Below are 25,945 nucleotides of genomic sequence, written 5' to 3'. Positions count from 1 at the left end.
CGGACGCCGGGGGCGCCGCGATGGCGCCGCCGGCCCTTTGTTTTCTTGGGGCGGGCCGCAATGGTCTATAATTTGGCCTCCTTTTTTCGCCTGCCTCCCTTCCTCCCGATGAACGATATCCTGGTCCTGCTGGGCTTTGTCACCACGCCGCTGGAGCTCATTTCCTTCATCCTGTCGGTGATCACGGTATGGCTCAACATTCGCCAGACCCACTGGGCCTGGCTGTTCTCCATCATCTCCTCGGCCACCTACGGCATGGTGTTCTTCGGCTCCAGCCTGTATGGCGACATGGGGCTGCAGCTGGTGTTCATCGCCGTGTCGGTGTGGGGCTGGTATCAGTGGCTGCATGGCGACGACAGCCATGCGCAGCTGCCCGTCACGCGCCTGGGCGCGCGCGGGCGCGCCGCCTGCGCGGTCGGCTGGCTGGCCGGCTTCGTGCTGCTGGCCTGGTTCCTGCACACCTATACCGACACCGACGTGCCGCGCGCGGACGGCTTCCTGACGGCCGGCAGCCTGGTGGGCCAGCTGCTGCTGTCGCGCAAAAAAGTCGAGAACTGGCACGTGTGGATCATTGTCGACGTGCTGTACGTGGCGCTCTACATCCACAAGCACCTGCTGCTGACGGCCGTGCTGTATGGCGCGTTCGTGGCGATGGCCGTCGTGGGCCTGCGCGCCTGGAGTCGCACCGCGGGCACGGACGGCGGGGCAGGCGGCGCGGACGGCAAAGGCAGCAAGGGCAGCAAGGGCAGCAAAGGCAGTGGCCATGGCCACGACGCTGCTCCACAGGGCGGCATGGTGTTCAAATGAGCGCCCCGGCCTGGCCGCTGCGTATCGCCATCCTGGGCACGGCCTCGTCCGGCAAGTCCACGCTGGCGGCCGCCCTGGCGCAGCGCCACGGCACGTTGTGGGTGCCAGAATACCTGCGCGAATTCGTCGATACGCAGGCGCGCGTGCCGGTGGCAGAGGACCAGTACCCCATCGCCCGCACCCAGCTCGAACGGGAGGATGCGGCCGCCGCCCACGCCCGCGCCTTGCTGTTCTGCGACACCACGCCGCTGATGACGGCCGTCTACAGCCGCCACTATTTCGGCGGCATCGATCCCCAGCTCGAGCAGCTGGTAGCGCAGCACCGCTACCACCGCACGCTGGTCACGGCGCCCGACATCCCCTGGGTGGCTGATGGCTTGCAGCGTGAATGCGAGCAGGTCAGCCGCATCGTCCACGGCCTGTTGCTGGAGGAACTGGCGCGCCGCGCCATTCCCTACGTGCTGGTGCAGGGTGGCCTGGAGCAGCGTATCGGACAGGTTGAAGAAGTGCTGCGGAGCTGACGCAACGCGATTTTTTCCGTTGCATTGGGGCGCGCGGCGCGCTAAATTGGGCCATTCCCACTCGCCAAGCACTGCCCGCCATGAAAAAACTCATCGCGCTTGCCACCCTGCTGCCCCTGCTGCCTGACCTCGCCCTGGCCGACACCGGCTACTACATGGTCACCGCCTACGATGTGGAAGGGCAGGCCTCCGTCGATTACAAGTACTGGAACGCCCATTACAACGGCCGCACCGTGGCCGCGCCCGAGATCGGCATCGGCTACGGCGTCACGTCGCGCTGGTACACGGAGCTGTACGGCACCTGGATCAAATTCAACGGCGGCGGCGCCGTGTTCAGCGAACTGGCGTGGCAAAACGACTACATGCTGACCCAGGGCCAGTATCCGTTCGACCTGGCCATCCACACCAAGCTCGAACGGCCGCGCGACCGCAGCGAAGGCTATGCGCTGGAGATCGGCCCCGTGCTGCAGACGGAGATCGGCCGCACCCAGTTCAACGCCAACGTGTTCTTCCAGCGCGACTACCGCACCGAGGACGGCGGGCCGATGGAGATGGCTTACCAGCTGCAGGTCAAGCATCGCTGGAAAAGCTGGTTCCAGCCCGGGTTGCAGGCGTTCGGCGAAGTGGGGAAGTGGAACGACTGGCTGCCGCTGAACCGGCAGTCGCACCGCGCCGGCCCGGCCATATTCGGCAGCCGCGACATCGGTGGCAAGGAGCTGAAATACGAGGCGGCCTATCTGGTCGGCCGCAACAACGGGCGCGCGGCGAAGAGCTTCACCATGCGCCTGCAGTATCTGTTCTGACGCGTTGGCGGACATTCGCAGGCCGGCCCGCGCAGGTGACAAGGGCTTACGTGCCCACGCCAAATTTGAACCCCTTTTCTCTGAAGAGCCTGATGCAGGCATCGGCGACGGCCGGGTCGTAGAACTTGCCCCTGTTGCGTATGATTTCCTCCAGGGCGATATCGATACCCAATGCCGCGCGATAGGGCCGATGCGAGGACATCGCTTCGACCACGTCCGCTATCGCCAATATTTTCGCGCCGATTAATATCTCGTCCCCCTTTAAGCCGCGTGGATAGCCCGTGCCGTCGAGCCGCTCGTGGTGTTGCCGGACAAGTTCAGCGATGGGCCAGGGGAAATCGATGGCCTTCAGAATGTCATAGCCCGCTTGCGGATGGCGCTGGATCAATTTGAACTCGTATTCATCGAGCCGGGTGGGTTTGACGAGGATTTCGGCGGGCACCTGAATCTTGCCTAAATCGTGAACGACAGCCGCCAAATGGATGCCCCGGATGTCATCCTCGGGCAGCCCCAGTTCCCGCGCGATGGCCGTGGCCAGTTCGCTCACCCGTCGCTGGTGGCCGGCCGTATAGGCATCCCTCAGTTCCAGGGTGGCGGCCATGGACTGGACCGTCGCCTCCAGACTCAGTTCCAGCCGTTTTCGGCTATGGGTATTGGCGTCGCTCATGCGCAGCGAGGTGATCCCAAAGGCCAAGTCGGCGGCAAGTTCCTCCAGCAGCCTGATCTCGTCCGCATTGAATGGATTTTCCGTGGCGGAATAGATCGTCAATGCCCCCAACACCTGGCCATTCGATACCAGTGGGAAGGCGCTGGAGGAGCGGTAACCGCGGACGGTGGCGTTATCTTGCCAAGGTTTCACGGCAGTATTGCTTGAAAAGCTTTTATTCACCTGTAGCGCTCTGGTCCGGATGGCCTTGCCGGTAGGGCCTTGCCCCCGTTCGGAATCGGCCCATGTGACCTGCACGGTATCCAGATAACCGTCGTCAAAGCCAAAATGCGCCACCGGCTGGACCGACTTGTCGTCATCGTCCATGGCATAGCCCACCCATACCATGCGATAACCGCCAACTTCTACAATGTTCCGGCAGATGTCTTCGAGCAGTTGGCCTTCGTTGGTCGCATGGATGAGTATCTTGTTGCAGCCACTGAGCACTTCGAGCGACCGGTTCAGGCGCAGAATTTCGCTGTTGGACAACAAGGCAAGCGCCATCTCGTCAAATGCGCAGGCCAGCCGGCCGATCTCGCTGGCGGTGTGCGGCACCCCGCTGCGGGCCCGGTAGTCGCCTTTGCTTAAGCGGCGCGCAGTGTCGACGATCGCCCGTATGGGGAGTATGAGCAGCCGCTCGGCGCCAAACCAGACCGTCAGTATCGCCGCCACCACCATGGCGGCGGTGGTGTAGATCGCGCTGTAAAATTGCTGTTCGGCCTTTTCCGTGATGGACGATTTGGTCATGCCAACCCAAAGATAGATCGGGCCGGACGGTGTTTCCGCGAAATGGGAGAAGGCGTAGACCCGGAGCGCGCCATCAAAGCCGGTGGCCTCGGCCGTGCCGGTTCCGTGCTGCGCGACCAGGGTCTTGAAAAAGGGCGAGTTCCTGAGATTTTTTGCGATCTGGGCGTCGGGGTCCGGATACCGCACCAGCACCGTGCCGTCACTATCGATCAGGCCTAGCCGTGCGTCCAGCGGGTAGCCGGCTTTGGCGAACTCCTGGTTGATCCACCCCAGATCCAGTAATACGGCCACCACGCCCTCGACCTTGCCCGCATCGTCGGCAAACGACTGCGCCAAAGGCAGGCTCCATTTGGCGGTGGTACGGCCGGTGACTGCCTTGCCAACGACGACGTCGGTGGTCCGCAAGGCCCGCTGAAAGTAATCGCGGTCGGCAATGTTGGTCGGGACGGACGAGGCGACGGCATTACATGCGAGCGCACCTGCAGGCGTGGCAAACACGGCCGTGGCAACGTGCGGCGAGCGCGCCTTGTAGCGCTGAAGAAAATTTCCGCAATCCGGCTCATGTATCAGTCTGCTTGCGCTGCCGGTACTCACCATGACTTCCAGAAACTGCTGCGCAAAGCGGATGACGTCGCTTTGATTTTCTGCAATGAGCTGAGCATGGGTTGCCAGCCGTTCCATTGCATAGGCCAGATCCGTGGCGCGTCGTTCATAGGCGCGATAGGTTGCCACACCGAGCACGACCGCGAAGATCAGACCGAGAGCGAGCAGGGCGCGGGCTCTGATGCTGCGTGGCGGAAAATTCAAGTGATCTCCAGTCGGTTGCCAAAGTTGCGGCCTTGCAACTCGTGGTCATCCGTGCCTGGAATGGTGTCCGGATTCAAGTGCGCGGCGCGGCGCTCAAGTCAGGGTTCATTTTATCCGATCATGGCAGCGCTCTTGCGCTGGAAGGCGCTGCCAATTGATTTGAGGTGTTTTGCCACGCCACGCCGCCGCGCCGGCCGGCGCGGCGGCTGCCAGCCTTACAGGTCGAACTGGGCCGACACGCGGAAGGTGCGCTTGGCGCCCGGGAACAGGTAGCCGCCCAGGTCCGGGGTCACGTCGCGCCAGTAGAAGCGGTCGAACGCGTTGTCGAGGTGGGCACGGAAGGTGGTGGCCGTACCGGCCACGCGCGTGACGTAGGCCGCACCCAGGTTGACCACATGGTAGGCCGGCACCATCACCGTGTTGGCCGGATCGAAGGCCTTCTTGCCCGCGTATTGCCAGTTGGCGTTCAGGTTCAAGCCGTGCACCTGCGGCACGGCGTAGTCGGCATAGACGCTCGATTTGAAGGCCGGCACGTTGGTGACGCGCTTGCCGTCCATGTCGCTGCGGCCGGTGCCGCTGGCCAGCGTGTGCAGGGCCGTGGCCGTGACGCCCATGGCCAGTTCCTTGCTTACCTTGCCGTCCAGCGTCAGTTCGATGCCGCGATGCTGGTCCTGGCCGTTGCGCACCCAGGTGTTGGCGGCGTCGATGTATTCCAGGCCCTGGCGGATCTGGAACAGGGCGGCCGTCATGCTCAGGTCCTGGGCCAGGGCGGCCTTCACGCCCGCTTCCAGCTGTTTGGACTTGCCGGCGTCGAGTGCCTGCTGGGCGTTGCTGGTGCCGATCGGGGCCACGCTGCCGTATTGCAGGCCCTGGGCATAGGAGCCGTACAGCGACACGGTGGCGGCGGGGCTGTAGACCAGCGCCACGTTGGGCAGCCAGAATCCGTGGTCGGTGTGGACGGCCGGCAGGGTGGCGTCGACCACTTCATCGCGCTTGAGCTGCGCGTAGCGGGCGCCTGCGTGCAGGGCCAGGGTATCGGTCAGGCTGGCGATGTCCTGGGCCAGCACGGCGCGTTCGCTGCTGCGGCGGCGTTCGGATACGGGGCCGCTGCTGCGCTCGACGGGCGGCACCACCACCGGATGGTAGATGTTGCTCACGCCGGCGAAGTCGTACACATAGTCGCCCCATTTTTCGCTGTTGCGGAAGTAAGTGCCGCCCACCGTCAGCGCGTGGCGCACGGCGCCCGTGGCCAGGCTGCCCTGCAGCAGCGCTTGCACGTTCAGGGGCGACTTCTTCTCGCCCAGGCTGATGTAGTCGTACACGTCGTAGTCGCCGTTGCCGCAGAAGCCGGGATACAGCGACTGGGCCGTGCAGCCGTACGGGAAGGCCGTGTAGTCGTCACGCTTGAACTGGTGCTGGTTGGCGCGCACGGTGGCGTGCCATTGCGGCGACAGCTGGTACTGGAAGCTGAGTCCCAGGTTGCTGCTGGTGGTCTCGACGGGACGGCTCCACGGCTGGTTGTTGAGCATGTTGTCGGCCGCGATGTTGGGCAGCGCCACGTTGTCGAGCAGCTGGAAGCCGGGCGCCGACACTTGCGACTTGGTCTGGTAGTCGGCATCGAGCTGCAGCAGGGCCTGGGGCGAGATCTGCCAGTCGAAGGCGCCGGAGATGAACTTGCGGTTGCCGTCGGCGCCCTTGATGTAGGAGCGCAGGCGCTCGGCGGCGGCGTTGAAGCGGTAGCCGAAGCGGCTGTCCTCGAAGCGCCCGCCCAGGTCCACGGCGCCGTACACGGTGCCGCGCTCGCGCTCTTCCAGCAGGAACGAACGCAGCGCGGCGCTGGTGGGGCGCTTGACGACGTAGTTGATCATGCCGCCCGGCGCCGAGGCGCCGCCCTGCAGGCCCGACAGGCCCTTGAGCACTTCCAGCCGCTCCTTGTTCTCGAGCGGGATCTGGGTGTCGCCGGAGATGGCCATGCCATCCTTGCGGTAGCTGGTGGCGTTGTCGAGCTTGAAGCCGCGGATGGAGAACTGCTCCGAGTAGCCGACCGCGTTATAGGCGTCGCTCAGGCCGGCGTCGTAGCGGGCCGCGTCTGTCGTGCTGCGGATGTCGCGGTCATACATTTGCTGCGAGGTCAGCACGGTGACCGAGGCCGGCGTCTGCATCAGCGGCATGTCGCTGAAGCCGGCCACGGAGGCGTGGCCGGGCGCGACGCGGGCGCCGCTGACGATGATTTCGGGGACGGCTTGCCCGGCGGGGACGTCGGCATCGGCCCAGGCGTTGCCGGACAGGGCTTGCAGGACCGCCACGGACAGGGCGGACAGGGCGAAATGAGGTGTGGACATGGTGTGCTCTCTGGTGCGCGGCTAAGCCGCGGCGCTCGTTGTTCGTTGCTTGTCAGGCTGGAACCAGCGCGGGAGCTGTCAAAGGAGGGAACCTCTTTGCGCTTTCCTGCGCTGGCATTATCCAGATCAGGTACGGAGGGTATCTCTCACCCGGAACAGCGTTCCAGGACCCCTAGCGAGGCAGGAGTGTAACATAGACCCATGTTGGCCCGCCCGGAGGCGTGCGCCGCCACCGTCGCGCCATCGCTACACTGCAGTTTTGCGCCGCCTTGCCGATATGGCTTATGAGCCGGGCGGCGGCGCAGTGCTGAACCAAGAGGATGGATGTATGAAGCAGCCATATCACGAAGGAAGCTGGTTCGCGGTGCCGCTGCTGGAGGGCGGCTACGGCTGCGGACTGGTGGCACGGTTGGCGCCGTCGAGCCGCGTCATGCTGGCCTACCTGTTCGGGCCGCGCCATGCGCAGCTGCCGCCGCTGGAATCGCTGGCCCGGCTGCGGGCCGAAGACGCCTTGCGCGTGCTGCGCGTGGGCGACATGGCGCTGGCCAGCGGGCGCTGGCCCGTGCTGGGCGAAACGGTCAACTGGAATCCGGCCCTGTGGCCCATGCCGGCCTACCTGCGCCGCGCCGACGCGCTGCGCCGCGCCTGGCGCGTGACCTATAACGACCAAGACCCGAGCCGCTCCGAACGCGAGGAATCGGTGCCTTACGACACCCAGGGCATGGAGGCCGATTCGCTGTACGGCTACGGTTCGGCCGAGCTGTTGCTGTCGCGCCTGCTGGAGCCGGCCTCCGTGCGCGGCTAGCGGCGCAATACTCGGGCCCGGCCGCTATGGTGCCGGGCAACTGACATTCCATGCCGTCAGCTCGGCCCGGCTGTAGCGGGCGTCGACCTGGGCCAGTTCGCCCCGCTCGCCGCGAAACAGCAGCGTGTAGATGGTGGGGGCGCCCGCTGCCCGCGCGCCCGCGCCCAAGGCTTCGAGCGCGAAGGGCAGGGCGCGCAGCCGCGCGCACTGGGTATTGCCGGCAAAGAGCAGGCGGGCCCGGTTCAGCAGGGCGGCGTTTTCCTTCAGCAGTTGCAGCACCAGTTGCGGCGGCAACGCTTGCAGCAGCCGTACGGGGCGGGCCGGCGCCACGCAGGGGCCGCCCACGGCCAGCCATACATAGGCCTGGGCCATGCCGTCGCTGCGCCACGGCTGGCCGTCCGGCGCCCGCGGCACATGGCGGAACACGCTGCGTTCGAGCCGGCACACGCCCGGCATGGCCAGGCGGGCCGGCGTTTCCATGGTGGCGCTCAATTGCCACGGCCCTTTGCCGGCTGGCCGTTCCACTGTCAGCTGGGCCTTGCCGGCGCCCGGCGCCGGATCGTACTGCCGCAGGAACTGGTCGAAGGAGCGCAGCTCGGCCGCCGTGGCGGGACGGGAAACGGGGCTGGCCAGGGCGCCGGCGCCGGCCATGCCGGCGCCGCAGTACAGCAACGCCAGCATCGGCAACGCCAGCGCCGGCGGCGCCAGCAGCGCGGTCACCGTCCGCGTTGGCACCGTCCGCGCCGCGCGTCCCGTCCCGCTGTGGCGTTGGAGTGTGGCCTCCAAGCATTGTGTTGATTTGATAATATTTTTATGCAAATATATATTTTTCGCATGAAATAATAGTTTCCGTCCGCCTCGCATGGGGGCGGCCTTGCCACTTATCGAGTCATTCAATCCGAACATGTTCCATCCATCGAGGCTGTATCGCGCATCCGCATTATCCGTTCTGTTGTGTTTGTCGGCCTGTGGCGGGGCGGCCATCGTGCGCTCGGCGGACCCGGGCGAGCTCACACCGATCGGCAAGGGCACGCTGGCCATCGCCGTCTCCCATCGCCATCCGCAGATGCTGGTCAGCAAGCATGAGCGCGGCGCCTTCAGCCAGCCCAAGACCAGCGACGACGAGCGCCGCGTCGCCTATGCGCGCAGCGTGGCGCTGGAAGCGATGCTGGCGCGCGAACTGCCGCTGCAGCTGAAGGCCAGCCTGGCGCCCTATGCCAACCAGGACGGCCACCCGGACCACGCGCTGATGCTGGTGGTCGAGAGCATCGCGGTCGACACCGACGGTTCGGTCGTGCTGACGGTGACGGCCAGGCTGGCGGCGCGCGGCGCCGAGCCGGCCTGGCTGCGCACGGTGGTGGTGTCGGCCTCGCGCTTCGGTTCGGACAGCGGTATCGCGCACGATTTCACGGACGCCATCCTGGCCCAGCTCAAGGCCAGCGCGCTGGTAAGCTAGCGCCCAGGCTCAGCCCAGGGCGCGCATGGTGATCTGGAACTGCAGGCCGCCGCCGTCGCGGTTGCGCACCTGCAGTTCGGCGCCGTGGCGCTGCAGCACCCGCTCCACGATGGCCAGCCCCAGGCCGGCGCCGTTGGCCTGGCCGCGCGCCGCGTCGAGCCGGGTGAAGGGCTTGAGCAGGTTTTCGATCTGGTCGTCCGGCACGCCGCTGCCGTGGTCCTGCACTTCGATCACGATGCGCTTGGCCAGGTGCATGCCCTTGATGGTGCAGCGCACGTCGATCTCGGCCAGGTCGGTGCCGGCCGTCTTGCCGTAGCGGCGCGCGTTCTCGATCAGGTTGTTGATCACGCGCCGCAGGTCGGTGGCGTTGCCCATCACGTGGGCCCGCTCGGCGATCTCGGCCTGCATGCGCACGTCGGGCAGCCGTTCGGCCTCGCGCACGATGTCCTGCAGCAGGGCGCTGATGTCGACGTTGATGAAGCTCGACGCCTCCGTCGGCTTGGCGTAGTCGAGGAACTGGCCGATGATGGCGTCCATCTGGCCGATGTCGGACTGGATGCCGTCGCGCGCCTCGGCCGACAGGTTGGCCATTTCCACTTCCAGTTGCATGCGCGCCAGCGGCGTGCGCAGGTCGTGCGAGATGCCGGCCAGGATCACGGCGCGGTCCGATTCGACCTGCTGCAGTTCGTCCACCATCTGGTTGAAGCTGCGGTTGGCATCGCGGATTTCCTTCGGTCCCCGTTCCGGCAGCCGCGCCGGGCGCTTGCCCTGGGCAAAAGCGCGGGTGGCGGCCGTCAGGCGCGCCAGCGGCCGGTTGATGAGGCTGGAGATCAGGGCCGCGCCCAGGAGGGAGAGCATGGACACCACGCTGGCCCAGCCCAGCCACTGGATGCCCGTCAGGCCGCGGATGCGGTTACGCTCGAGCATGAGCCAGTACTGGTCGTCGTCGATCTTGAAGCTGACCCAGAAGCCGGCCACGCCGTTCACCTCGGACGAGAAGCGGGTGTCGGCGCCCAGCTTGGCCCGCACCAGCGCGGCGATGTCGGGCATGAGCGCGTTGTCGGGCGGCGGCGCCACCTTGTCGTCGTCCTCCAGCGGGAACACGCGGATGCCCTCGTTCGATACCAGGTCGAACAGCAGCTCGCGCCGCAGTTCGGGCGCCGAGTGGGTCAGGGCGGCGTGGGTGATGGTGACCACCGAGATCACCTGGGCCGAGATCTGCTGCACCTGCGGCTCGTGCTGGACGATGCTGATCATGCCGACCCAGGCCGTCATGCTCATCGTCGTCAACGCGCCCAGCAGCACGAAGGTGCGCCAGAACAGGCCGCTTTTGAGCCAGCTGAAATTGAACAAGTATCGGAGCGGAGGGAGCGGTGCGGAAAGCTTCATGCGCGGCTGCCCCAGTTAGCGGGGCTGCCCCTCCGGGATGAACACATAGCCCAGGCCCCACACGGTCTGGATGTACAGCGGGCTCGACGGATCGGGTTCGATCAGCTTGCGCAGGCGCGAGATCTGCACGTCCAGGCTGCGGTCGAACACTTCGTATTCGCGCCCGCGCGCCAGTTCCATCAGCTTTTCGCGCGACAGGGGCTGGCGCGCATGGCGCGCGAACACCTTGAGCACGGAGAATTCGCCCGTCGTCAGCGGCACCGTCTCGCCATTCTTCTTGAGCGTGCGGGTGCCCAGGTCGAGCACGAACTGGCCGAACTCGAAGGTCTGCGGGGTTTCCGACGGCGCGCCCGGAATCTCGTCCGGGCCCTTGCGGCGCAGCACGGCGCCGATGCGGGCCACCAGCTCGCGCGGGTTGAACGGCTTGGGCAGGTAGTCGTCGGCGCCCATTTCCAGGCCCACGATGCGGTCCACGTCCTCGCCCTTGGCCGTCAGCATGATGATCGGGGTCTGGTCGCCGGCGCCGCGCAGGCGGCGGCAGATCGACAGCCCGTCCTCGCCCGGCAGCATCAGGTCCAGCACCAGCAAGTCGTAGCGCTCGCGCAGCCACAGCTTGTTCATGGCCGTCGCGTTTTCGGCCGTGAAGACGTTGAAGCCCTGTTCCGTCAGGTAGCGGCGCAGCAGGTCGCGCAGGCGGACGTCGTCGTCCACTACCATAATCTTGGCTTGGTGGCCATGTTGGTTGGCCGGGGTGTTGCTCGATTCTGTTGCGTTCGTAGTCATGATCCTGCCAGATTTGTCATATTTATGTTGCTATGGTAACGTCATATTTGACGGGCGAAAATGTTTGCAGCAGGGCATTACAAACTGTTACAAACTTTACCCATTTGGTCTTACCGCGTCTGATAAAGCATCATACACTGCGGTCATGGATGCGTACCACGTGTCCGCCAGGGCCAGTATCAGGGATGAGGAACAGTATGACCATCGATCACAAAACACTCCACGCGGCAGCAAGCGCAAGTTTTTGCGTTCGATCCTCCGTGAGCACGCTGGCCATGTGCTGTGGCCTGCTGGGCGCCTCGGCCGCCATGGCCGGCCCCGGCGAAGGGGGCCGCCATGACGAGGCCCGTGCCGTCCAGCCCATGCGCGAGAGCTTGCGCGCCGAGCGCTTCCAGCAGCGCCAGGCGGAACAGCGCCAGGCCGATCCCCGCCAGGCCGATCCCCGCCAGTTCGATCCCCGTTCGTTCGACGCGCGCGCCGAGGAGCAGCGCCGCGCCATGCAGGAGAGCGGCCACAACGCGGAGCGCCGCGCCGGCCGCCTGACGCCCGACGAGCGGCGCGACCTGCGGCGCCAGATCAACGAAGTGGGGCAGGACATTTATGCCCATCCGCCACGCCGATGATTGATCTGGCCTAAAGGTGGTGGCGGTTTTCATCTTGCGTTCCGCAAATTTCTCGAAAATTCCTTGACTCGGGTGTAATATTAATTTATTAAACGCAATGGCGTGCGCGCCCTTGCGTCCATCCCCAATTGCACTGCGCCGTGGTGCGCCCGCCCGTCGCGGGCCGTCAGGCTGGAGGAATACCGTGGTTCCAGAAGTTTCCCAGGCAGTGACGCCAGCGGCCGCGCCGGCCGCTGCGCTGCCCGCCGGATTGATGCAGCGTGCCGACGGCGTGTACGCCGACCTGGCCGTGCCGGCACCGCTGCGGGTGGCGGCCGTCAACCAGCTGTTCCTGTCGCACTGCTATTTCGTCGGGCTTGACTACGCGGCCCTGATGAAGGCGTTGTACGACGTGGGCCCGGCGCTGCCGGCGCCGCTGGCGGGCCAGCCGCCGCTGCTGCGCCTGGCCGCCGCGGTGGCGCCGTTCGCGCCCGGGCGCCAGGCGCTGTACAAGACGGTCAAGCTGGGACATGGCTATGCCGAGTACTTCTTCGCCCCCATCTTCCTCGACGCCGAGGAACTGCCCGACGGCACCTTGCTGCCCGAACGCCAGGCCAGGCTCGATGTCGATGAATTCGTGGCCGACCTGTGGCTCAAGGGCGTGCGCTTCGGGGTGGACGTGGCGGCCGTGGCCCATGCCATCGGCGCCGGCAAGAGCGAGCGCATCACCGTGGCGCGCGAGCTGGAACCGGCACCGGGCCAGGACGCGGTGGTGGTGGAAGTGTCGCAGGACATCCACCGCAGCGACGCCCCGCGCGCGCGGGCGGACGGGCGGGTCGACCTGCTCAGTTTCCAGAACCGCTTCCCCCAGATCAAGCAGCACATGCGGTTGCTCAAAAAGCTGCCCTGCGTGCCCGGTCTGCCCGGCTACGACCTGGCCGGCATGCCCAGCGCGCCGGACGCGCCCAAGGACCTGGAGCTGCGCTACCTGGCCGGCGACGGCACGGCCGTCGAACAGCAGGATGACGGCGAATACCTGGTCTCGACCAAGGAAGGCTTTCTCAGCGTCGACGCGAAGTCGAACCGCATCTCCATCACCGACAAGATCGTCAGCCTGGAAGGGGTGAGCGGGCGCACCACGGGCAACCTGGAGCTGGCCGGCGGCTACGAGGAATTCGGCGACGTGCAGGAACTGCGCGAGGTCAACGGCAGCGACATCACGGTCCATGGCGATGTGTTCGGCAACATCCATTCCAAGGGCGGGCAGGTGATCCTGGGCCGCAACCTGGTGGGCGGCAATGTGCACAACGCGGCCGGCGACATCCTCGTCAAGGGCGTGGCCTCGGGCGCGGTGCTGCAGACGCGCGGCGGCAAGCTGGTGGTGGGGCGGGCCGAGAATTGCGTGCTGGCCGGCACCAGCGTGGAAGTGGGCGAGGCCATGAATTGCGAGATCGTGGCCGACGAGGTGCGCATCGGCGTGGCCGAGGGCTGCGCCATCGCGGGCCGCAATATCGAGATCGAAAGCTGCGGCCCGCGCAAGCGCACCGAGATGGTGATCTATGTGCTGGTGCGCGACGTGAGCCAGTTCGACCAGGAGCTGGCCGAGCTGCGCGCGCGCAGCGCCGCCTTCGAGGCGTCGAACGCCGTGCTGCAGCAGGAGATCGACGTCATTTCGCAACAGCCCGACGTGCGTCGCTACCTGGCGTTGGCGGCCAAGCTGCGCACCCAGGAACTGACGCTCACGCCCGAGCAGGGCCAGCACCTGCGCAAGATCGCCGCCGCCGTCGCCGCCGAAGTGCAGGCGCTGGGCAAGCTGACCCAGGACCTGCAGGCCGGCCAGACCCAGCACAAGCTGCTCACCGATCGCTGCGCGCGGGTGGCGGCACAGCGCGCCGAGGCGGCCGGGCTGGCCCGCTGCGGCCTGCACATGGTGGCCGGCGAGACAGTGGTGCGCACCATGCCGTTCCAGGCCGACAGCGGCGCCCTGTACCACCTGGCGGCCAAGGACATCAAGCAGCGCCTGCGCGGCACGCCGGTCGGCGGCGAGGAGCTGTTCTGCCGCTCCGGCGGCTCGCTGGACTGGCACCTGTCGACCCACCAGGGCTGACGGCGCGCAGGTGACGGCGCCCGCCCTCTCATGGTACGCTGCAAGCGCTGACCGGCAGTAGCGCGCGCCCGCGCGCGGCGCCATGCCCCCCACCCGATCGAGGAAGACTGTGTCGAACGACGCCCCGGCTGAACACCAACTTGAAGATGAGGCGCTGCCGCCGGCCATCGTCAAGCGGCCGGACGGCGTGTATTTCCAGGCCGACGCGCAGGCCGTGGCGTGCCAGGCCGCCGTCAACCAGGTGTTCCTGTCGAGCGCCTGCTTCGCCGGACTCGATTATTCCGTCTTCATCCGCGTGCTCTACAACTGCGGCCCGGAGTTGCCCGAGGGCCTGCAGAACCACGCCCAGATCCGCTTTGCCGACAGCATAGAGCCGTTCCTGTCGGCGCGGCGCGCGTTGTACAAGGCGGTGCGGGTGGTCAATGGCGAGGCCGAATACTATTTCGAGCCGGTGTTCCTGGAACTGCCCGGCGCGCCGCCCGAGCCGGCCCGCCTCAGCTTCGACGAGTTCGTGGCCGACATGTGGGTCAAGGGCATCCGCTTCGGGATCGACGCGCCGGCCGTCAAGGCGGCCATCGCCGGCGGCAAGGTGGTGCGCATCGTCGCGGCGCGGCGCCTGGCCGCCATGCCGGGGGTGGACGCTTCGTTCGTCGAGGTGTCGCGCGATATCCACCGCAGCAACGCGCCGCGCGAGATGGCCGACGGCCGGCTCGACTGGCACACCTTCCAGAACCGCTTCCCGCAGGTCAAGGCCCACGCCCGCTTGTTGCGCAAGGTGCCGCGTGTGCCGGGCACTCGTGGCTACGAGCTGTCGGGCATCGTGATCGAGCCGCCGCCGCCGCGCGACATCGAATTGAGCAGCGTGGCCGGCACCGGCACCGTGATCGAGCACCAGCCAGACGGCGAATACCTGGTGGCGGCGGTGGAGGGCTTCCTGAACGTGGATTCGTCCAGCAAGCGCATCGCGATCGGGCCCAAGATCGTCAGCCGGGAAGGGGTGAGCGCCCGCACCACGGGCAACCTGCAGCTGAGCGGCGAGTACGAGGAGTTCGGCGAGGTGCAGGAGCAGCGCGTGGTGGAAGGGGGCAGCATCACCATCCACGGCGACGTGTTCGGCAACATCAGCTCGCGCGGGGGCACCATCGCCCTGCACCGTAACCTGGTGGGCGGCAGCGCCGTCAACGCCGACGGCGACATCCGCATGAAGGGCGTGGCCTCGGGCGCCGTGCTGCAGACCAAGAAGGGCGAGATCGCACTGGCGCGGGCCGAGAACTGCGTCATCTCCGGCACCCGGGTCATGATCGGCGAGGCCGTCAACTGCGAGATCATCGCCGACGAGGCGGTGATCAAGCTGGCCGTGGGCTGCGCCGTGGCCGCGCGCCGGATAGAAGTGGGCAGCGCCGGCCCGCGCAAGCAGGCCGAGATGGTGCTGTTCGCCCTGGTGCCGGATACGGCCAAGTACGACTTCAAGCTGGCCGAACTGGAGGCGCAGCTGGCCCGCCACGAGCGCGAGGCCGGCCAGCGCAAGCACGAGATGGACGGCCTGACGGGACAGCCCGAGGTGCGCAACTACCTGACCCTGGCCACCCGCGTGCGCAAGCATGAAGTGGTGCTCACGCCGGAACAGGAGCAGCTGTTCCACAAGATGGCCGGCGCCGTGGGGCCGACGCTGAAGGCGGTGGCCAAGCTGTCGCTGGCAATCAAGGCCGAGCAGGTGCGCCAGGAGCAGGTGCGCGAGCAGCTGGCGCTGGTGCGGCGCCAGAAGCAGATGGTGGTGCGCGGTTCGCGCTGCATCGTGCGGCTGGTGGACGGCGACGTGACGGTGCGCTCGATGGTGTTCAATCCGGACATGGGGCCGCTGTACGACAGCTCGCCCAAGGTCATCAAGACCATGCTGCGCACGGCCGGCAGCCGTTTGCCGGTGCTGTTCTCGGGCGCCAGCGGCTCGGTCGACTGGGCGCTGGACGAGTAGCGGACCTGGCGCCGCGGCGCCCCGCCTTACAGCACGACCTTGCCGCGCAGCTGTTTGCGCTCGCCGGCCAGGCTCTTGCTGTCGAGGCGCTTGCGCTGGCTGCTGCGGGTGGGGCGGGTGGCGCGGCGCGGCGGCGGCAGCACGGCCACGCTGTCCACCAGTTCCTGCAGGCGGCGCAGGGCATCTTCCCGGTTCGCCTCCTGGCTGCGCGACTGCTGCGCCTTGATCACCACCACGCCCTCGCGCGTGATGCGGTGGTCGCGCAAGGCCAGCAACCTTTCCTTGATGTGCGCCGGCAGCGACGAGGCGCCGATATCGAAGCGCAGGTGGACGGCGCTCGACACCTTGTTGACGTTCTGCCCGCCCGGCCCCTGGGCGCGGATGGCGATCAGGTCCACTTCCAGCGGATCGACGGCGACCGATGGCGTGTGGTTCATGGCGCCGCCGTGGCGCCTTGCAGCGCCGCGTAACAGGCTTGCGCCGGCGGCGGCAGCGCGCCGGTCAAGTCCGGGTCGTTGCCGTCGATGGCGCCATGGGCGGCCAGCACGCTGGCCTTGCCCAGGTAGTCGGCCCAGGCCAGCAGCCGGCCCATGTCCGACAGGGCGGCGCCGCCGCGCTGCATCAGCAGCGGCTGTTCGCCGATGGCGCCGATCACGGCCGGGGCGAAGTGCCATTCCTGCGCGACGCGCAGCGACAGGCCGTGCGCCATGCGCAGCAGCCGGGCGCAGAACAGGGGCGAGCCCAGCGCGCCCGAAGCGCTGGCCTGATCCATCACACGCAACGATACCAACAGGCCGACGCCGAGCAGCAGGCCGGCCAGGAAGGCATCGAACGGCTCGACACCGGCGCCGGCGGCCAGCCGGCGGGCGGCCAGCGCGCTGCGCTCGGACAGCTCCCACAGGCGCGGCGCCAGCTGGCGCGTGTAGTGGCCGGACTGCAGGTTGAAGATGGGCCGGAACGCGACCGCGGTGACCAGCTGGCGCAAGCCTTCCTGGCCGATCACCAGTACCGCCTGCTCGATGCTGGCGATGGCCTTGCTGTGCGCGTGCTGCTGGGCGGCGCTGTTGGCCAGCTGGATGACGGCCGACACCAGCACGACGTCGCCGGAGATCTTGCGCGCCACGTCGGCACCGGAAAACTGCGGGTTGCGCAGGCATTGCAGCAGCTGCGGCACCAGGCCGGGCATGCGCCCCACCAGTTCGGCGCTCGACTGGTCCGATGCGAGCAGTGCGGCCAGCCCGCCCAGGACCTGGTCTTCGCGCGCACTGAAATCGAGGCCGTCGGCGGCGGCGCCAAACAGCCAGCGCTGGCAGGATTCGGCCAGCGCATGTTGCTGCTCGAAGCTGGGGACGGTGGCCGCCGCAGCGGCTGGGCCGGACGCCGGCGCCGCAACTGGCACACCAGGCGCGGTCTTGGGCGGCGGCTCGGGCGCCGGCTTGGGCGCCGATGCGGGCGGCACTGCGCGGCCGGCCGGTTCCGGCAATGCCGGGCCAGCGCCCGGGTCCGGGAACAACAAGCGTTTGATCCAGTCGAACATCGGACGCACCTTGAGGAAGGGGGACGCCCATTGTAGCAAACTGGAAGTCGCGGGCAATCATTGAGCCTGCTCAACATCGGCCCGGAGGGCGGCGGTTAGGATGGCACATGCCTGTTACTGGACGCTGCGGCGCGGCTGGCGCCGCAGCGCCGATCTTCGGACGAAAGGACCACCATGCCAACCGCGAAAACGCAATGCGCCAGCGCCACGCCTCCGCTGCCGGGAACGGCACCGGTCGAAGCGGCCGTCCAGCAGTACCTGAGTTTCCAGCTGGGCGGCCTGGAATATGCGCTCGACTTTCGCAAGGTGCAGGAACTGCGCCCGCTGAAGGCACTGGAGCGCTTCGCCACTGACGGTGAAATCATCAGCGGCGTGGCCGTATCGCGCGGCGTCATCATGCCCATCGTCGACATGCGCATCGCGTTCGGTCCCCGGCCGCAGCAGCATGACCCGATGACGGACGTGATCATCCTCAAGCTGTCGAGCTGTGTGATGGGGATGGTGGTGGACGGCGTGACGGACATCGTCTGCTTGAGCGCGGAACAGATCCAGCCCATCCCGGGTGCCGGGGCGGGCCAGCCTGTCGATTACCTGCTGGGACTGGGGGAGGTGGACGGGCGGCGCCTGATCGTGGTCGACATCGACCGCCTGATGTCGATCCGCAAAGTGCCGATCGGCGCGCGCCAGGCCGCGTGAGCGCAGCGCGCGCCACCGGCGCGGTGGCCAACGCAGGTGCCAGCGCAGTTGCCAGTTAGGCCAGCGCCTCCAGCTGTTCCTGCAGTTCCAGCCATTCGCCTTCCAGCTGCGCCAGGTCCTTGGTGAAGAAGGACTGGTCGGCCAGCAGCTGCTTGAGCTTGGCCTTGTTGGCCGCCTCGTAGATGGCCGGCTCGGCCAGCTGGGCATCGACTTCCGATTTTTGCGTGCTGCGCTTGGCGATCTGGTCGTCCAGGCGCTTGATCTTCTGTTCCAGCGGCTTGCGCAGCGCGGCCAGGCGCTGGCGGTCTTCGGCCGCCTGGCGCTTCTGGTCCTTGCGGTCCACCACCGGAGCGGCGGCCGGCGCCACGGGCGAGGCCACGGGGAAGTCCGTCTTGTTGGCCTTGCCGGCGGCCGGCAGCACGTCGGTGCCTTTACCGAGCTTGGTCTGGAACAGCCAATCCTTGTAGTCGTCCAGGTCGCCGTCGAACGGCTGCAGCTTGCCGTCGGCCACGATGATGAACTGGTCGGTGGTGGCGCGCAGCAGGTGGCGGTCGTGCGAGACCACCACCAGCGTGCCCTCGAACTGGGCCAGCGCCTCGGTCAGCGCTTCGCGTGTTTCCAGGTCCAGGTGGTTGGTCGGTTCGTCCAGCAGCAGCAGGTTGGGGCGCTGCCACACGATCAGGGCCAGCGCCAGGCGCGCCTTTTCGCCGCCCGAGAACGGCGCAATGGAACTGGTGACCATGGTGCCGGGGAAGTTGAAGCCGCCCAGGAAGTTGCGCAGCTCCTGCTCGCGCGTGGTCGGTGCGATCTTGGCCAGGTGCCACAGCGGCGATTCGTCGTGGCGCAGCATCTCCACCTGGTGCTGGGCGAAGTAGCCGATGGTCAGGCCCTTGCCGGTGGTGGAGGTGCCCGTCAGCGGCGACAGGTCGCCGGCGATGGTCTTGATCAGGGTCGATTTACCGGCGCCGTTCACGCCCAGCAGGCCGATGCGCTGGCCGATCTGCAGCGAGAAGTTGATGCCGTGGACGATGCTCCTGGTGGCCACGTCGCCCGTCTTGTCGTCCTCGATGCGGTAGCCGGCGTTGACGTCCTCCATCACCAGCAGCGGGTTGGGGGCGTTGAGCGGCTCGCGGAATTCGAACGAGAATTCGGCGGCGGCGCGTAGCGGCGCCAGTTCTTCCATCTTGGCCAGCGCCTTCATGCGGCTTTGCGCCTGGCGTGCCTTGGAGGCCTGGGCCTTGAAGCGGTTGACGAAGGACTCCAGGTGGGCGCGCTTGCGCTGCTGCTTTTCCAGCGCGCCGGCCGCCAGCACCATCTGCGCCGCGCGCTGGCGCTCGAAGCTCGAGTAGTTGCCCGAGTAGCGCTTCAGTTTGCGCTCGTCGATGTGCACCACCACGTTGACCACCTCGTCGAGGAAGTCGCGGTCGTGCGAAATGATGATCAGGGTGCCGGCATAGCGTTTCAGCCAGTCCTCGAGCCAGATGATGGCGTCCAGGTCCAGGTGGTTGGTCGGCTCGTCCAGCAGCAGCAGGTCGGAAGGGCACATCAGCGCCTGCGCCAGGTTCAATCGCATGCGCCAGCCGCCCGAGAAGCTGGCCACCGGCTGCTGCATCTGGTCCAGCGAGAAGCCCAGGCCCAGCAACAGCTGTTCGCCGCGCGACTGCACGGTGTAGGCGTCGGCGTCGGCAAGGGCGCTGTAGATCTCGCCGATGGCGATGCCGTTGTCATGCGACTCCGGTTCCGCTTCCAGGCGCGCCAGTTCGGCCTCCAGCTTGCGCAGGGTGACGTCGCCGTCGATCGCGTAGTCGAGCGCGGCGCGTTCGAGCGGCGGGGTTTCCTGGGCCACGTAAGCCATGCGCCACTTGGCGGGGAAGTCGATTTCGCCCTGGTCGGGATGCAGCTCGCCGCGCAGCATGGCGAACAGGCTCGATTTGCCCGCGCCGTTGGCGCCGATCAGGCCGATCTTGTCGCCCGGGTTGAGCGTAACGTCGACTTGCTCCAGCAGCGGCTTTATGCCGCGCATCAGGCTTACTTGAATAAAACGGATCATCTTGTCTTCTTGAAGACCGGCGCGGTGGCCGGCGAGGTTGTTCGGTGATTACAGTTTGAGCTGGTCGGCCGTCAGCAGGAACACCATGTCGTCGCCGGCGCTGGTGGTGAGCCAGGTCAGGCCCAGGTGGCCGAAGGCCGCTTCGGCGAACTCGCGTTCATTGCCGATTTCGACGATCAGGATGCCGTCGTCGGTCAGGCGTTCGGCGGCGCCGGCCACGATCTTGCGCACCAGGTCCATGCCGTCGCTGCCGCCGTCGAGGGCGATCTGCGGTTCGGCCAGGTATTCCTTGGGCAGCTTGGCCATGGAGCCGGAGTTGACGTAGGGCGGGTTGGTGATGATCAGGTCATACTTCTTGGCCGGCACGTTGGCGTACAGGTCGGACTGGATCAGGTGTACCCGGTCTTCCAGCTTGTAGGTGGCCACGTTGCGGCGCGCCACGTCGAGCGCGTCGGCCGAGATGTCGACGGCGTCGACCTGGGCATCCGGGAAGGCGTCGGCCAGCATGATGGCCAGGCAGCCGGAGCCGGTGCACAGTTCGAGCACGTTGGCGATGTTGTCGGGCTCATTGACCCACGGCGCGAAGTACTCGGGAATGAGCTCGGCGATGAAGGAGCGCGGCACGATGGTGCGCTCGTCGACGTAAAAGTTGTAGGTGCCCAGCCACGCTTCGTTGGTGATGTAGGCGGCCGGCACGCGGTCCACGGCGCGGCGCTCGATCACGGCCAGCACGGCCGCCACTTCCTCCGGCAGCAGGCGCGCGTCCAGGAACGGATCGAGCTTGTCGAGCGGGAGTTTGAGCGTGTGCAGGATCAGGTAGGCCGCCTCGTCGAGCGCTTCGGCGCTGCCGTGGCCGAAGAACAGCTGGGCGGTGTTGAAGCGGGTGACGGCGTAGCGCAGCAGGTCGCGCGGCGTGGTGAAGGGAGTCGTAGTCATGGCAATCTCGGTATAACGGTCAAGGTTGGCCCGCGGGCCGGGCGCCGTGGGGCGCCCCGGGCCGGGGGTCAGCGCAGCAGGTTTTCCAGCGTGCGCCGGTAGATATTCTTCAGCGGATCGACAAAGCGCAGCTCAATGTGCTCGTCGATCTTGTGGATACTGGCGTTGGGAGGCCCGAATTCTATCACCTGGGGGCAGATCTGCGCGATAAAGCGGCCGTCCGAGGTGCCGCCGGTGGTCGACAGTTCCGTCTCCACGCCCGTTTCGGCGCGGATGGCGGCGGCCAGTGCGTCGCTCAGCGTGCCGCGCGGGGTCAGGAAGGGCAGGCCGCCCAGCGTCCATTTCAGGTCGTAGTGCAGCTGGTGCTTGTCGAGGATGGCGTGCACGCGCTGCTTCAGGCCTTCGTGGGTGCTGGCGGTGGAGAAGCGGAAGTTAAAGTCGATCACCATCTCGCCGGGGATGACGTTGTTGGCGCCCGTGCCGGCGTGGATGTTGGACATCTGCCAGGAGGTGGGCAGGTAGTATTCATTGCCCTCGTCCCAGCGCTCGGCCACCAGTTCGGCCAGTGCCGGCGCGGCCAGGTGGATCGGGTTGCGCGCCAGTTGCGGGTAGGCGATGTGGCCCTGCATGCCCTTGATGGTGAGCCTGGCCGACAGCGAGCCGCGGCGGCCGTTCTTGATGATGTCGCCCAGCGTCTCGTCGGAGGTCGGTTCGCCCACGATGCAGTAGTCGAGCTGTTCGCCCCGTTCGCGCAGCATATTGCACACCACCACGGTGCCGTCGATGGCCGGGCCTTCCTCGTCGCTGGTGATCAAGAAGCCGATCGAACCCTGATGGTCGGGATGGGCGGCAATGAATTCCTCGCACGCCACCACCATGCCGGCGATGGAGGTCTTCATGTCGGCGGCGCCGCGGCCATACAGCTTGCCGTCGCGGTGGGTGGGGTTGAACGGTTCCGAACGCCACTGTTCAACGGGGCCGGTGGGCACCACGTCCGTGTGGCCGGCAAACACCAGCAGCGGCGCCGTCGTGCCGCGCCGCGCCCACAGGTTGGTCACGCCGTTCGATTCGATCACTTCGCAGGCGAAGCCCAGCGGCGACAGCAGGTCGATCAGGTGCTGCTGGCAGCCCTTGTCGTCCGGGGTAACAGAGGAGAGGGCGATCAGTTTTTCCGTCAGCGCCAGGGTCTTGGAAGTCATCATGGGGGATTGTTGGGGTCAGGGATTGAAAATCTGTTGGTATTGGGCGGCCGAGAAGCCGACCGCGTACTGGCCGTCCTTGTCGAGCACGGGGCGCTTGACGATGGAGGGAAAGGCCAGCACCAGGGCGATGGCGCTGTCGTCATCCACCACGGCCGCCTTCTGTGCATCCGACAGGGCGCGCCAGGTGGTGCCCTTGCGGTTGACCAGCACGTCGCGCGGCACCTGCTGCAGCCAGCCGGCCACGACGTCGCGCGTCAGGCCCTGCTTTTTGAAATCGTGGAAGGCGAATTCGTGCTGCTGGTCGGCCAGCCACACGCGGGCTTTCTTGACGGTGTCGCAGTTGGGGATGCCGTAGAGGGTAATTTTATGCATACGATCAGACACTTACAATGTTATTTTTTGCGCATCATCCAGCCGCGCGGGCGTTGTGCGCGGACAGTGGGCGGCGTCGGGAACGGACAAAGCCCGATAGAATAACATGGCCGGGGCCTCCCGTTTGGGTCCGGCGACACGGCGGGTGGCGTCAGGAGCCCGACACAGGGCCGCGCGCCTGGCGCGTGCGCGGGCTGCACCCGGTCCAGCGCTTGAACGCGCGCGAGAACGCGGCCGGATCGGAAAAGCCCACCAGGTAAGCCGTTTCGTTGACCGAGGCGCGCTTCCCGTCGAGGTAATGGAGCGCCAGCGTGTGGCGCAACTGGTCGAGCACCTGCTCGAACGTGGTGCCCTCCGCCTTCAGCTTGCGGAACAGGGTCTGGCGACTGAGCCCGAGTCTGGCGCAGACCAGGTCCATGCTGGCGCTGCCGGTGTGCAGCACGGCCATCAACAGGCACTCGACACGGCCCCGCGTCGATTTCGATTGCTCCAGCTGCTCCAGCAACGCCTGCGCATGCTGGCTCAGGATGCCGAACACGTAGCGCGGCTGCAGTGCGATGCGGTGGGTCAGCCACGCGTCGTCGATGCGCATCGCGTTCCTGGCGCTGCCAAATGCCACCGGCGCCCGCAGGATGCGCTCATATTCGGCGCGATAGCCTGGATCGGCATGGGTGACCTGGACCGCGGTGACAAACGGCGTGTCGCCAAAGCGGCGCGTGCCGCACACCATGCGGGCAAAGGTCGATTCGGTCAGCTCCGGAAAACGGTCCGGGTGCTTGCGGGTATCGATCAGCCATAAGCCATCGTGTTCGCGCGCCAGGCGGAAGCGGCTGGCGGCCGTCGCGCCCCCGGCTTCAGCTTCAACTTCAACCTCCACTTCGACCACCAGCTGCCCGTAGCGGTTCAGCTGGGCGAAGGCGTCGAGCATGGTCTCGGCGGCGTGGCCGAGCAGGCCCACGATGGACACTTCCGACAGGTCGATCTGCTCGGCATAGTGCAGCGCCAGCGCGGGATCGCCGCACAGCTCCTTGGCGGCCCGCATCAGGGCCACGTAGGCGGCGAACGGCACGCGCCGGTCCTGGTCCTGCAGCATGGACGGCGCGATGCCGGAGCGCTGCGCCAGCACATCGGCGGCGGCGCCCCTGGCCACGGCCAGTTCCATCAAGCCCCGCGCGATGCCGGCCGCCACCGTCAATTCAGTCATGGTGGGGACGTGCCGTGCAACCTGCGGTCATGTGGTTGGCGCCTGGAGTCATGTTATTGCGGGGGCGAGTGGGATATGATTGGCGGGTATTTAAGATTGCAAGAATACTACAATAACCGAATCTACAGAAAAGGAATGCGCAATGTACGATGACCTGGATGGACCAGCACGGAATTTTTACGCACGCATCGCCGGTGGCGTGTATCTGCTGCTGATCGTCATGTTCATGAGCGGGGAATTCATCATCGGCGGCATCGTCGGGGAGGGCGGCTTTGCCGCCGCGGCCCATGGTGCGGCGTCGGCCGAACGGCTGTACCGCGTGGCGCTGGCCCTGCAGACCATGGCGCCCGTGTGCACCATCGTCCTGGCTTACGCCCTGTACGTCGTCGTCAGGCCGGTGAACGAACGGCTGGCGCAGATGGCCTTGTTGTTCCGGCTGGGGGAGATCTTTATCGGTGCCGTCGCCATCATCTTCAGCTTCGACCAGCTGCGCATCTACACGAGCTTTAACGGCGCGGGAGCGGCCGGCCCCGAACAGTGGCAGGCGCTGATGACGGTGGCGCGTAACAGCCATTTTGTCGGCTTCCATCTCTCGACGCTGTTTTTCAGCGTGGGCTCGGTGCTGTTTTTCAGCCTGTTCCTGAAGGGCGCGTACTTGCCGAAGGTGCAGTCGGTGTTTGGCATCTGCGCCTCGTTACTGGTGGCCTGCACCAGTGTGGCCAGTCTCGTCATGCCGGAATACCGGGAGACGATACAGCTGGGCTTTGCGCCCATTTTTGTCAGCGAGATCGTTACCGGACTGTGGTTGCTGCTGCGCGGCGTGAGGCTGGAACAGCCGATGGGCGGACAGGCCGCGCGGGCCGGCGCCGGGCCGGCCGCGCTACGGACCGGCGCGCGGTGAGCCGACCGCGTTTCAGGTGTTGAGCGTGAACTCGGTAAACGACGTATCCGGCGCCGGCTTGGCCGGTGCGTCCGGTTCGGCGGCCTGGGCCAGCTTGCTGTCGGGGCCATTGTTGAGCAGCCAAAGCAGGTTGGTGGACGAATCGGCATTGGCCAGCGCCTCTTCCTGGCTGACGGCGCCATCCTGCACCAGTTTGTACAGCGCCTGCTCGAACGACTGCGAGCCGGGCGACATGCTGTTGTCCATCGCTTCCTTGATCTGGCCGATTTCGCCTTTTTCGATCAGGTCCGCGATATGGCGCGTGTTGAGCATCACCTCCACCGCCGCCGTGCGCATGCCGCCGTTGATGGAGCGCACCAGGCGCTGCGAGACGATGGCCTTGACGGTGGACGACAGGTCCTGCAGCAGGGCGGGACGGTTCTCGATCGGGTAGAACGAGATGATGCGGTTCAGCGCGTTGTAGCTGTTATTGGCGTGCAGCGTGGCCAGCACCAGGTGGCCCGACTGGGCGTAGGCCATGGCGGCGGCCATGGTTTCCTTGTCGCGGATCTCGCCGATCAGGATGCAGTCTGGCGCCTGGCGCAGCGAATTGCGCAGCGCCGTGGCGAAATCCCTGGCGTCGCTGCCGATCTCGCGCTGGTTGACGATGGCCTTCTTGTTCTTGAACAGGTACTCGATCGGGTCTTCCAGCGTCAGGATGTGGCCCGGGCGCAGTTCGTTGCGGTGGTCCAGCATGGAGGCGATGGTGGTGGACTTGCCCGATCCGGTGGAGCCGACCAGCAGCAGCAGGCCGCGCTTTTCCATTATCAGGTCCGACAGCACGGGCGGCAGCCGCAGTTCGCCCAGCACGGGGATATTGGCCGGCACGAAGCGGAACACGGCCGAGATGCTGCCGCGCTGGCGGAACGCCGACAGGCGGAAGCGCCCCAGGTTGGGCACGGAGATGCCCATGTTGAGTTCATTTTCCCGCTCCAGCTCCGCCATCTGGGCCGGCGTGCACACTTCGGCCAGCAGCACGGTGATGTTGTCCGGCTCCAGCTTTTGCTGGTTGATGGGGATCAGGTTGCCGTTGATCTTGATGTGGACCGGTGAATTGACCGCGAAGAACATGTCCGACGCGTTTTTTTCCTTCATCAGCTGGAACAGGCGCTCCATGGCCATGGCACTCTCCTCGTGTGGATCGGTCGGCCCCCCCGGGGG

23 protein-coding genes and 1 riboswitch are annotated in these 25,945 nt (G+C 66.6%); of the genes, 10 read left to right on the top strand and 13 right to left on the bottom strand.

Annotated features, from left to right (window positions below; genetic code table 11):
- Window positions 1–108 precede the first annotated feature (108 nt).
- The 3 genes from pnuC (at window position 109) to AC3WOS_RS06570 (ending at window position 2,131) form a co-directional block, all read left to right on the top strand.
- A complete protein-coding gene (gene pnuC / locus AC3WOS_RS06580; RefSeq protein ID WP_492715076.1) occupies window positions 109–807 on the top strand; it encodes a nicotinamide riboside transporter PnuC in 699 nt (232 codons plus the stop codon).
- Entirely contained in the window at window positions 804–1,328 is a 525-nt protein-coding gene (locus tag AC3WOS_RS06575; RefSeq protein WP_492715075.1) for an AAA family ATPase, read from the top strand. The genes pnuC and AC3WOS_RS06575 overlap by 4 nt, the downstream gene beginning before the upstream one ends.
- Window positions 1,329–1,408: 80 nt before the next feature.
- On the top strand, window positions 1,409–2,131 hold the full coding sequence (locus tag AC3WOS_RS06570) for a hypothetical protein (protein ID WP_492715074.1): 723 nt from the start codon (window positions 1,409–1,411) through the stop codon (window positions 2,129–2,131).
- 46 nt (window positions 2,132–2,177) lie between these two features.
- Here AC3WOS_RS06570 and AC3WOS_RS06565 read toward each other — a convergent pair whose 3' ends face one another.
- On the bottom strand, window positions 2,178–4,391 hold the full coding sequence (locus AC3WOS_RS06565; protein ID WP_492715073.1) for an HD domain-containing phosphohydrolase: 2,214 nt from the start codon (window positions 4,389–4,391) through the stop codon (window positions 2,178–2,180).
- Between the two features lie 215 nt (window positions 4,392–4,606).
- A complete protein-coding gene (locus tag AC3WOS_RS06560) occupies window positions 4,607–6,733 on the bottom strand; it encodes a TonB-dependent siderophore receptor (protein WP_492715072.1) in 2,127 nt (708 codons plus the stop codon).
- Window positions 6,734–6,819: 86 nt separating this feature from the next.
- A riboswitch (TPP riboswitch) is annotated at window positions 6,820–6,917 on the bottom strand.
- Between the two features lie 144 nt (window positions 6,918–7,061).
- Here AC3WOS_RS06560 and AC3WOS_RS06555 point away from each other — a divergent pair.
- The gene (locus AC3WOS_RS06555) at window positions 7,062–7,538 is read left to right on the top strand and encodes an Imm26 family immunity protein (protein ID WP_492715071.1); all 477 of its coding nucleotides are present in this window, start codon (window positions 7,062–7,064) and stop codon (window positions 7,536–7,538) included.
- Between the two features lie 24 nt (window positions 7,539–7,562).
- On the opposite strand, the gene AC3WOS_RS06550 is transcribed toward AC3WOS_RS06555, so the two are convergent.
- Entirely contained in the window at window positions 7,563–8,273 is a 711-nt protein-coding gene (locus AC3WOS_RS06550) for a hypothetical protein (RefSeq protein ID WP_492715070.1), read from the bottom strand.
- 250 nt (window positions 8,274–8,523) lie between these two features.
- Here AC3WOS_RS06550 and AC3WOS_RS06545 point away from each other — a divergent pair, with 250 nt between their 5' ends.
- Window positions 8,524–8,994, top strand: coding sequence for a hypothetical protein (locus tag AC3WOS_RS06545; RefSeq protein WP_492715069.1), 471 nt, complete (start codon window positions 8,524–8,526; stop codon window positions 8,992–8,994).
- A gap of 9 nt (window positions 8,995–9,003) precedes the next feature.
- Here AC3WOS_RS06545 and AC3WOS_RS06540 read toward each other — a convergent pair whose 3' ends face one another.
- Both AC3WOS_RS06540 and ompR read right to left on the bottom strand, forming a co-directional pair.
- Window positions 9,004–10,383, bottom strand: coding sequence for a sensor histidine kinase (locus AC3WOS_RS06540; protein ID WP_492715068.1), 1,380 nt, complete (start codon window positions 10,381–10,383; stop codon window positions 9,004–9,006).
- Window positions 10,384–10,398: 15 nt separating this feature from the next.
- Complete coding sequence (ompR, locus tag AC3WOS_RS06535) at window positions 10,399–11,166, bottom strand: osmolarity response regulator transcription factor OmpR (RefSeq protein WP_492715067.1); 768 nt, start codon at window positions 11,164–11,166, stop codon at window positions 10,399–10,401.
- A gap of 260 nt (window positions 11,167–11,426) precedes the next feature.
- Between ompR and AC3WOS_RS06530 the strand changes: the two genes are divergently transcribed.
- The 3 genes from AC3WOS_RS06530 (at window position 11,427) to AC3WOS_RS06520 (ending at window position 15,847) form a co-directional block, all read left to right on the top strand.
- Entirely contained in the window at window positions 11,427–11,789 is a 363-nt protein-coding gene (locus AC3WOS_RS06530; RefSeq protein WP_492715065.1) for a hypothetical protein, read from the top strand.
- A gap of 184 nt (window positions 11,790–11,973) precedes the next feature.
- Window positions 11,974–13,875, top strand: coding sequence for a flagellar assembly protein A (locus AC3WOS_RS06525; protein WP_492715064.1), 1,902 nt, complete (start codon window positions 11,974–11,976; stop codon window positions 13,873–13,875).
- A 109-nt stretch (window positions 13,876–13,984) separates the two neighbouring features.
- Window positions 13,985–15,847 (top strand): flagellar assembly protein A, encoded by a 1,863-nt coding sequence (locus AC3WOS_RS06520; RefSeq protein ID WP_492715063.1) that lies wholly within the window; start codon window positions 13,985–13,987, stop codon window positions 15,845–15,847.
- 26 nt (window positions 15,848–15,873) lie between these two features.
- On the opposite strand, the gene arfB is transcribed toward AC3WOS_RS06520, so the two are convergent.
- Complete coding sequence (gene arfB / locus AC3WOS_RS06515) at window positions 15,874–16,284, bottom strand: alternative ribosome rescue aminoacyl-tRNA hydrolase ArfB (protein ID WP_492715062.1); 411 nt, start codon at window positions 16,282–16,284, stop codon at window positions 15,874–15,876.
- Window positions 16,281–17,384 carry an HDOD domain-containing protein gene (locus AC3WOS_RS06510; protein ID WP_492715061.1) on the bottom strand — a complete coding sequence of 368 codons (1,104 nt, stop codon included), beginning with the start codon at window positions 17,382–17,384 and terminating at the stop codon, window positions 16,281–16,283. Before AC3WOS_RS06510 ends, arfB begins: the two co-directional genes overlap by 4 nt.
- 174 nt (window positions 17,385–17,558) lie before the next feature.
- Between AC3WOS_RS06510 and AC3WOS_RS06505 the strand changes: the two genes are divergently transcribed.
- Complete coding sequence (locus AC3WOS_RS06505) at window positions 17,559–18,080, top strand: chemotaxis protein CheW (protein ID WP_492715060.1); 522 nt, start codon at window positions 17,559–17,561, stop codon at window positions 18,078–18,080.
- 55 nt (window positions 18,081–18,135) lie between these two features.
- Here AC3WOS_RS06505 and AC3WOS_RS06500 read toward each other — a convergent pair whose 3' ends face one another.
- From AC3WOS_RS06500 to AC3WOS_RS06480, 5 genes are all read right to left on the bottom strand, one after another.
- On the bottom strand, window positions 18,136–20,130 hold the full coding sequence (locus tag AC3WOS_RS06500; protein WP_492715058.1) for an ATP-binding cassette domain-containing protein: 1,995 nt from the start codon (window positions 20,128–20,130) through the stop codon (window positions 18,136–18,138).
- A 48-nt stretch (window positions 20,131–20,178) separates the two neighbouring features.
- Window positions 20,179–21,066 carry a 50S ribosomal protein L3 N(5)-glutamine methyltransferase gene (prmB, locus tag AC3WOS_RS06495; RefSeq protein ID WP_492715057.1) on the bottom strand — a complete coding sequence of 296 codons (888 nt, stop codon included), beginning with the start codon at window positions 21,064–21,066 and terminating at the stop codon, window positions 20,179–20,181.
- 68 nt (window positions 21,067–21,134) lie between these two features.
- Window positions 21,135–22,268 carry a succinyl-diaminopimelate desuccinylase gene (dapE, locus tag AC3WOS_RS06490; protein ID WP_492715056.1) on the bottom strand — a complete coding sequence of 378 codons (1,134 nt, stop codon included), beginning with the start codon at window positions 22,266–22,268 and terminating at the stop codon, window positions 21,135–21,137.
- Window positions 22,269–22,283: 15 nt separating this feature from the next.
- A complete protein-coding gene (locus tag AC3WOS_RS06485) occupies window positions 22,284–22,640 on the bottom strand; it encodes an ArsC family reductase (RefSeq protein WP_492715055.1) in 357 nt (118 codons plus the stop codon).
- Window positions 22,641–22,791: 151 nt separating this feature from the next.
- The gene (locus AC3WOS_RS06480) at window positions 22,792–23,844 is read right to left on the bottom strand and encodes an AraC family transcriptional regulator (protein WP_492715054.1); all 1,053 of its coding nucleotides are present in this window, start codon (window positions 23,842–23,844) and stop codon (window positions 22,792–22,794) included.
- 142 nt (window positions 23,845–23,986) lie between these two features.
- Here AC3WOS_RS06480 and AC3WOS_RS06475 point away from each other — a divergent pair, with 142 nt between their 5' ends.
- Window positions 23,987–24,745, top strand: a complete 759-nt coding sequence (locus AC3WOS_RS06475) for a DUF4386 domain-containing protein (protein WP_492715053.1) — start codon at window positions 23,987–23,989, stop codon at window positions 24,743–24,745.
- 12 nt (window positions 24,746–24,757) lie between these two features.
- Here AC3WOS_RS06475 and AC3WOS_RS06470 read toward each other — a convergent pair whose 3' ends face one another.
- Window positions 24,758–25,906 carry a PilT/PilU family type 4a pilus ATPase gene (locus AC3WOS_RS06470; RefSeq protein WP_492715184.1) on the bottom strand — a complete coding sequence of 383 codons (1,149 nt, stop codon included), beginning with the start codon at window positions 25,904–25,906 and terminating at the stop codon, window positions 24,758–24,760.
- Window positions 25,907–25,945 lie beyond the last annotated feature (39 nt).

This window comes from Rugamonas sp. FW305-51, from assembly GCF_058786935.1.
Note: the sequence above shows the minus strand (reverse complement) of the source record. Positions and strands in the feature narration are given on the sequence as shown.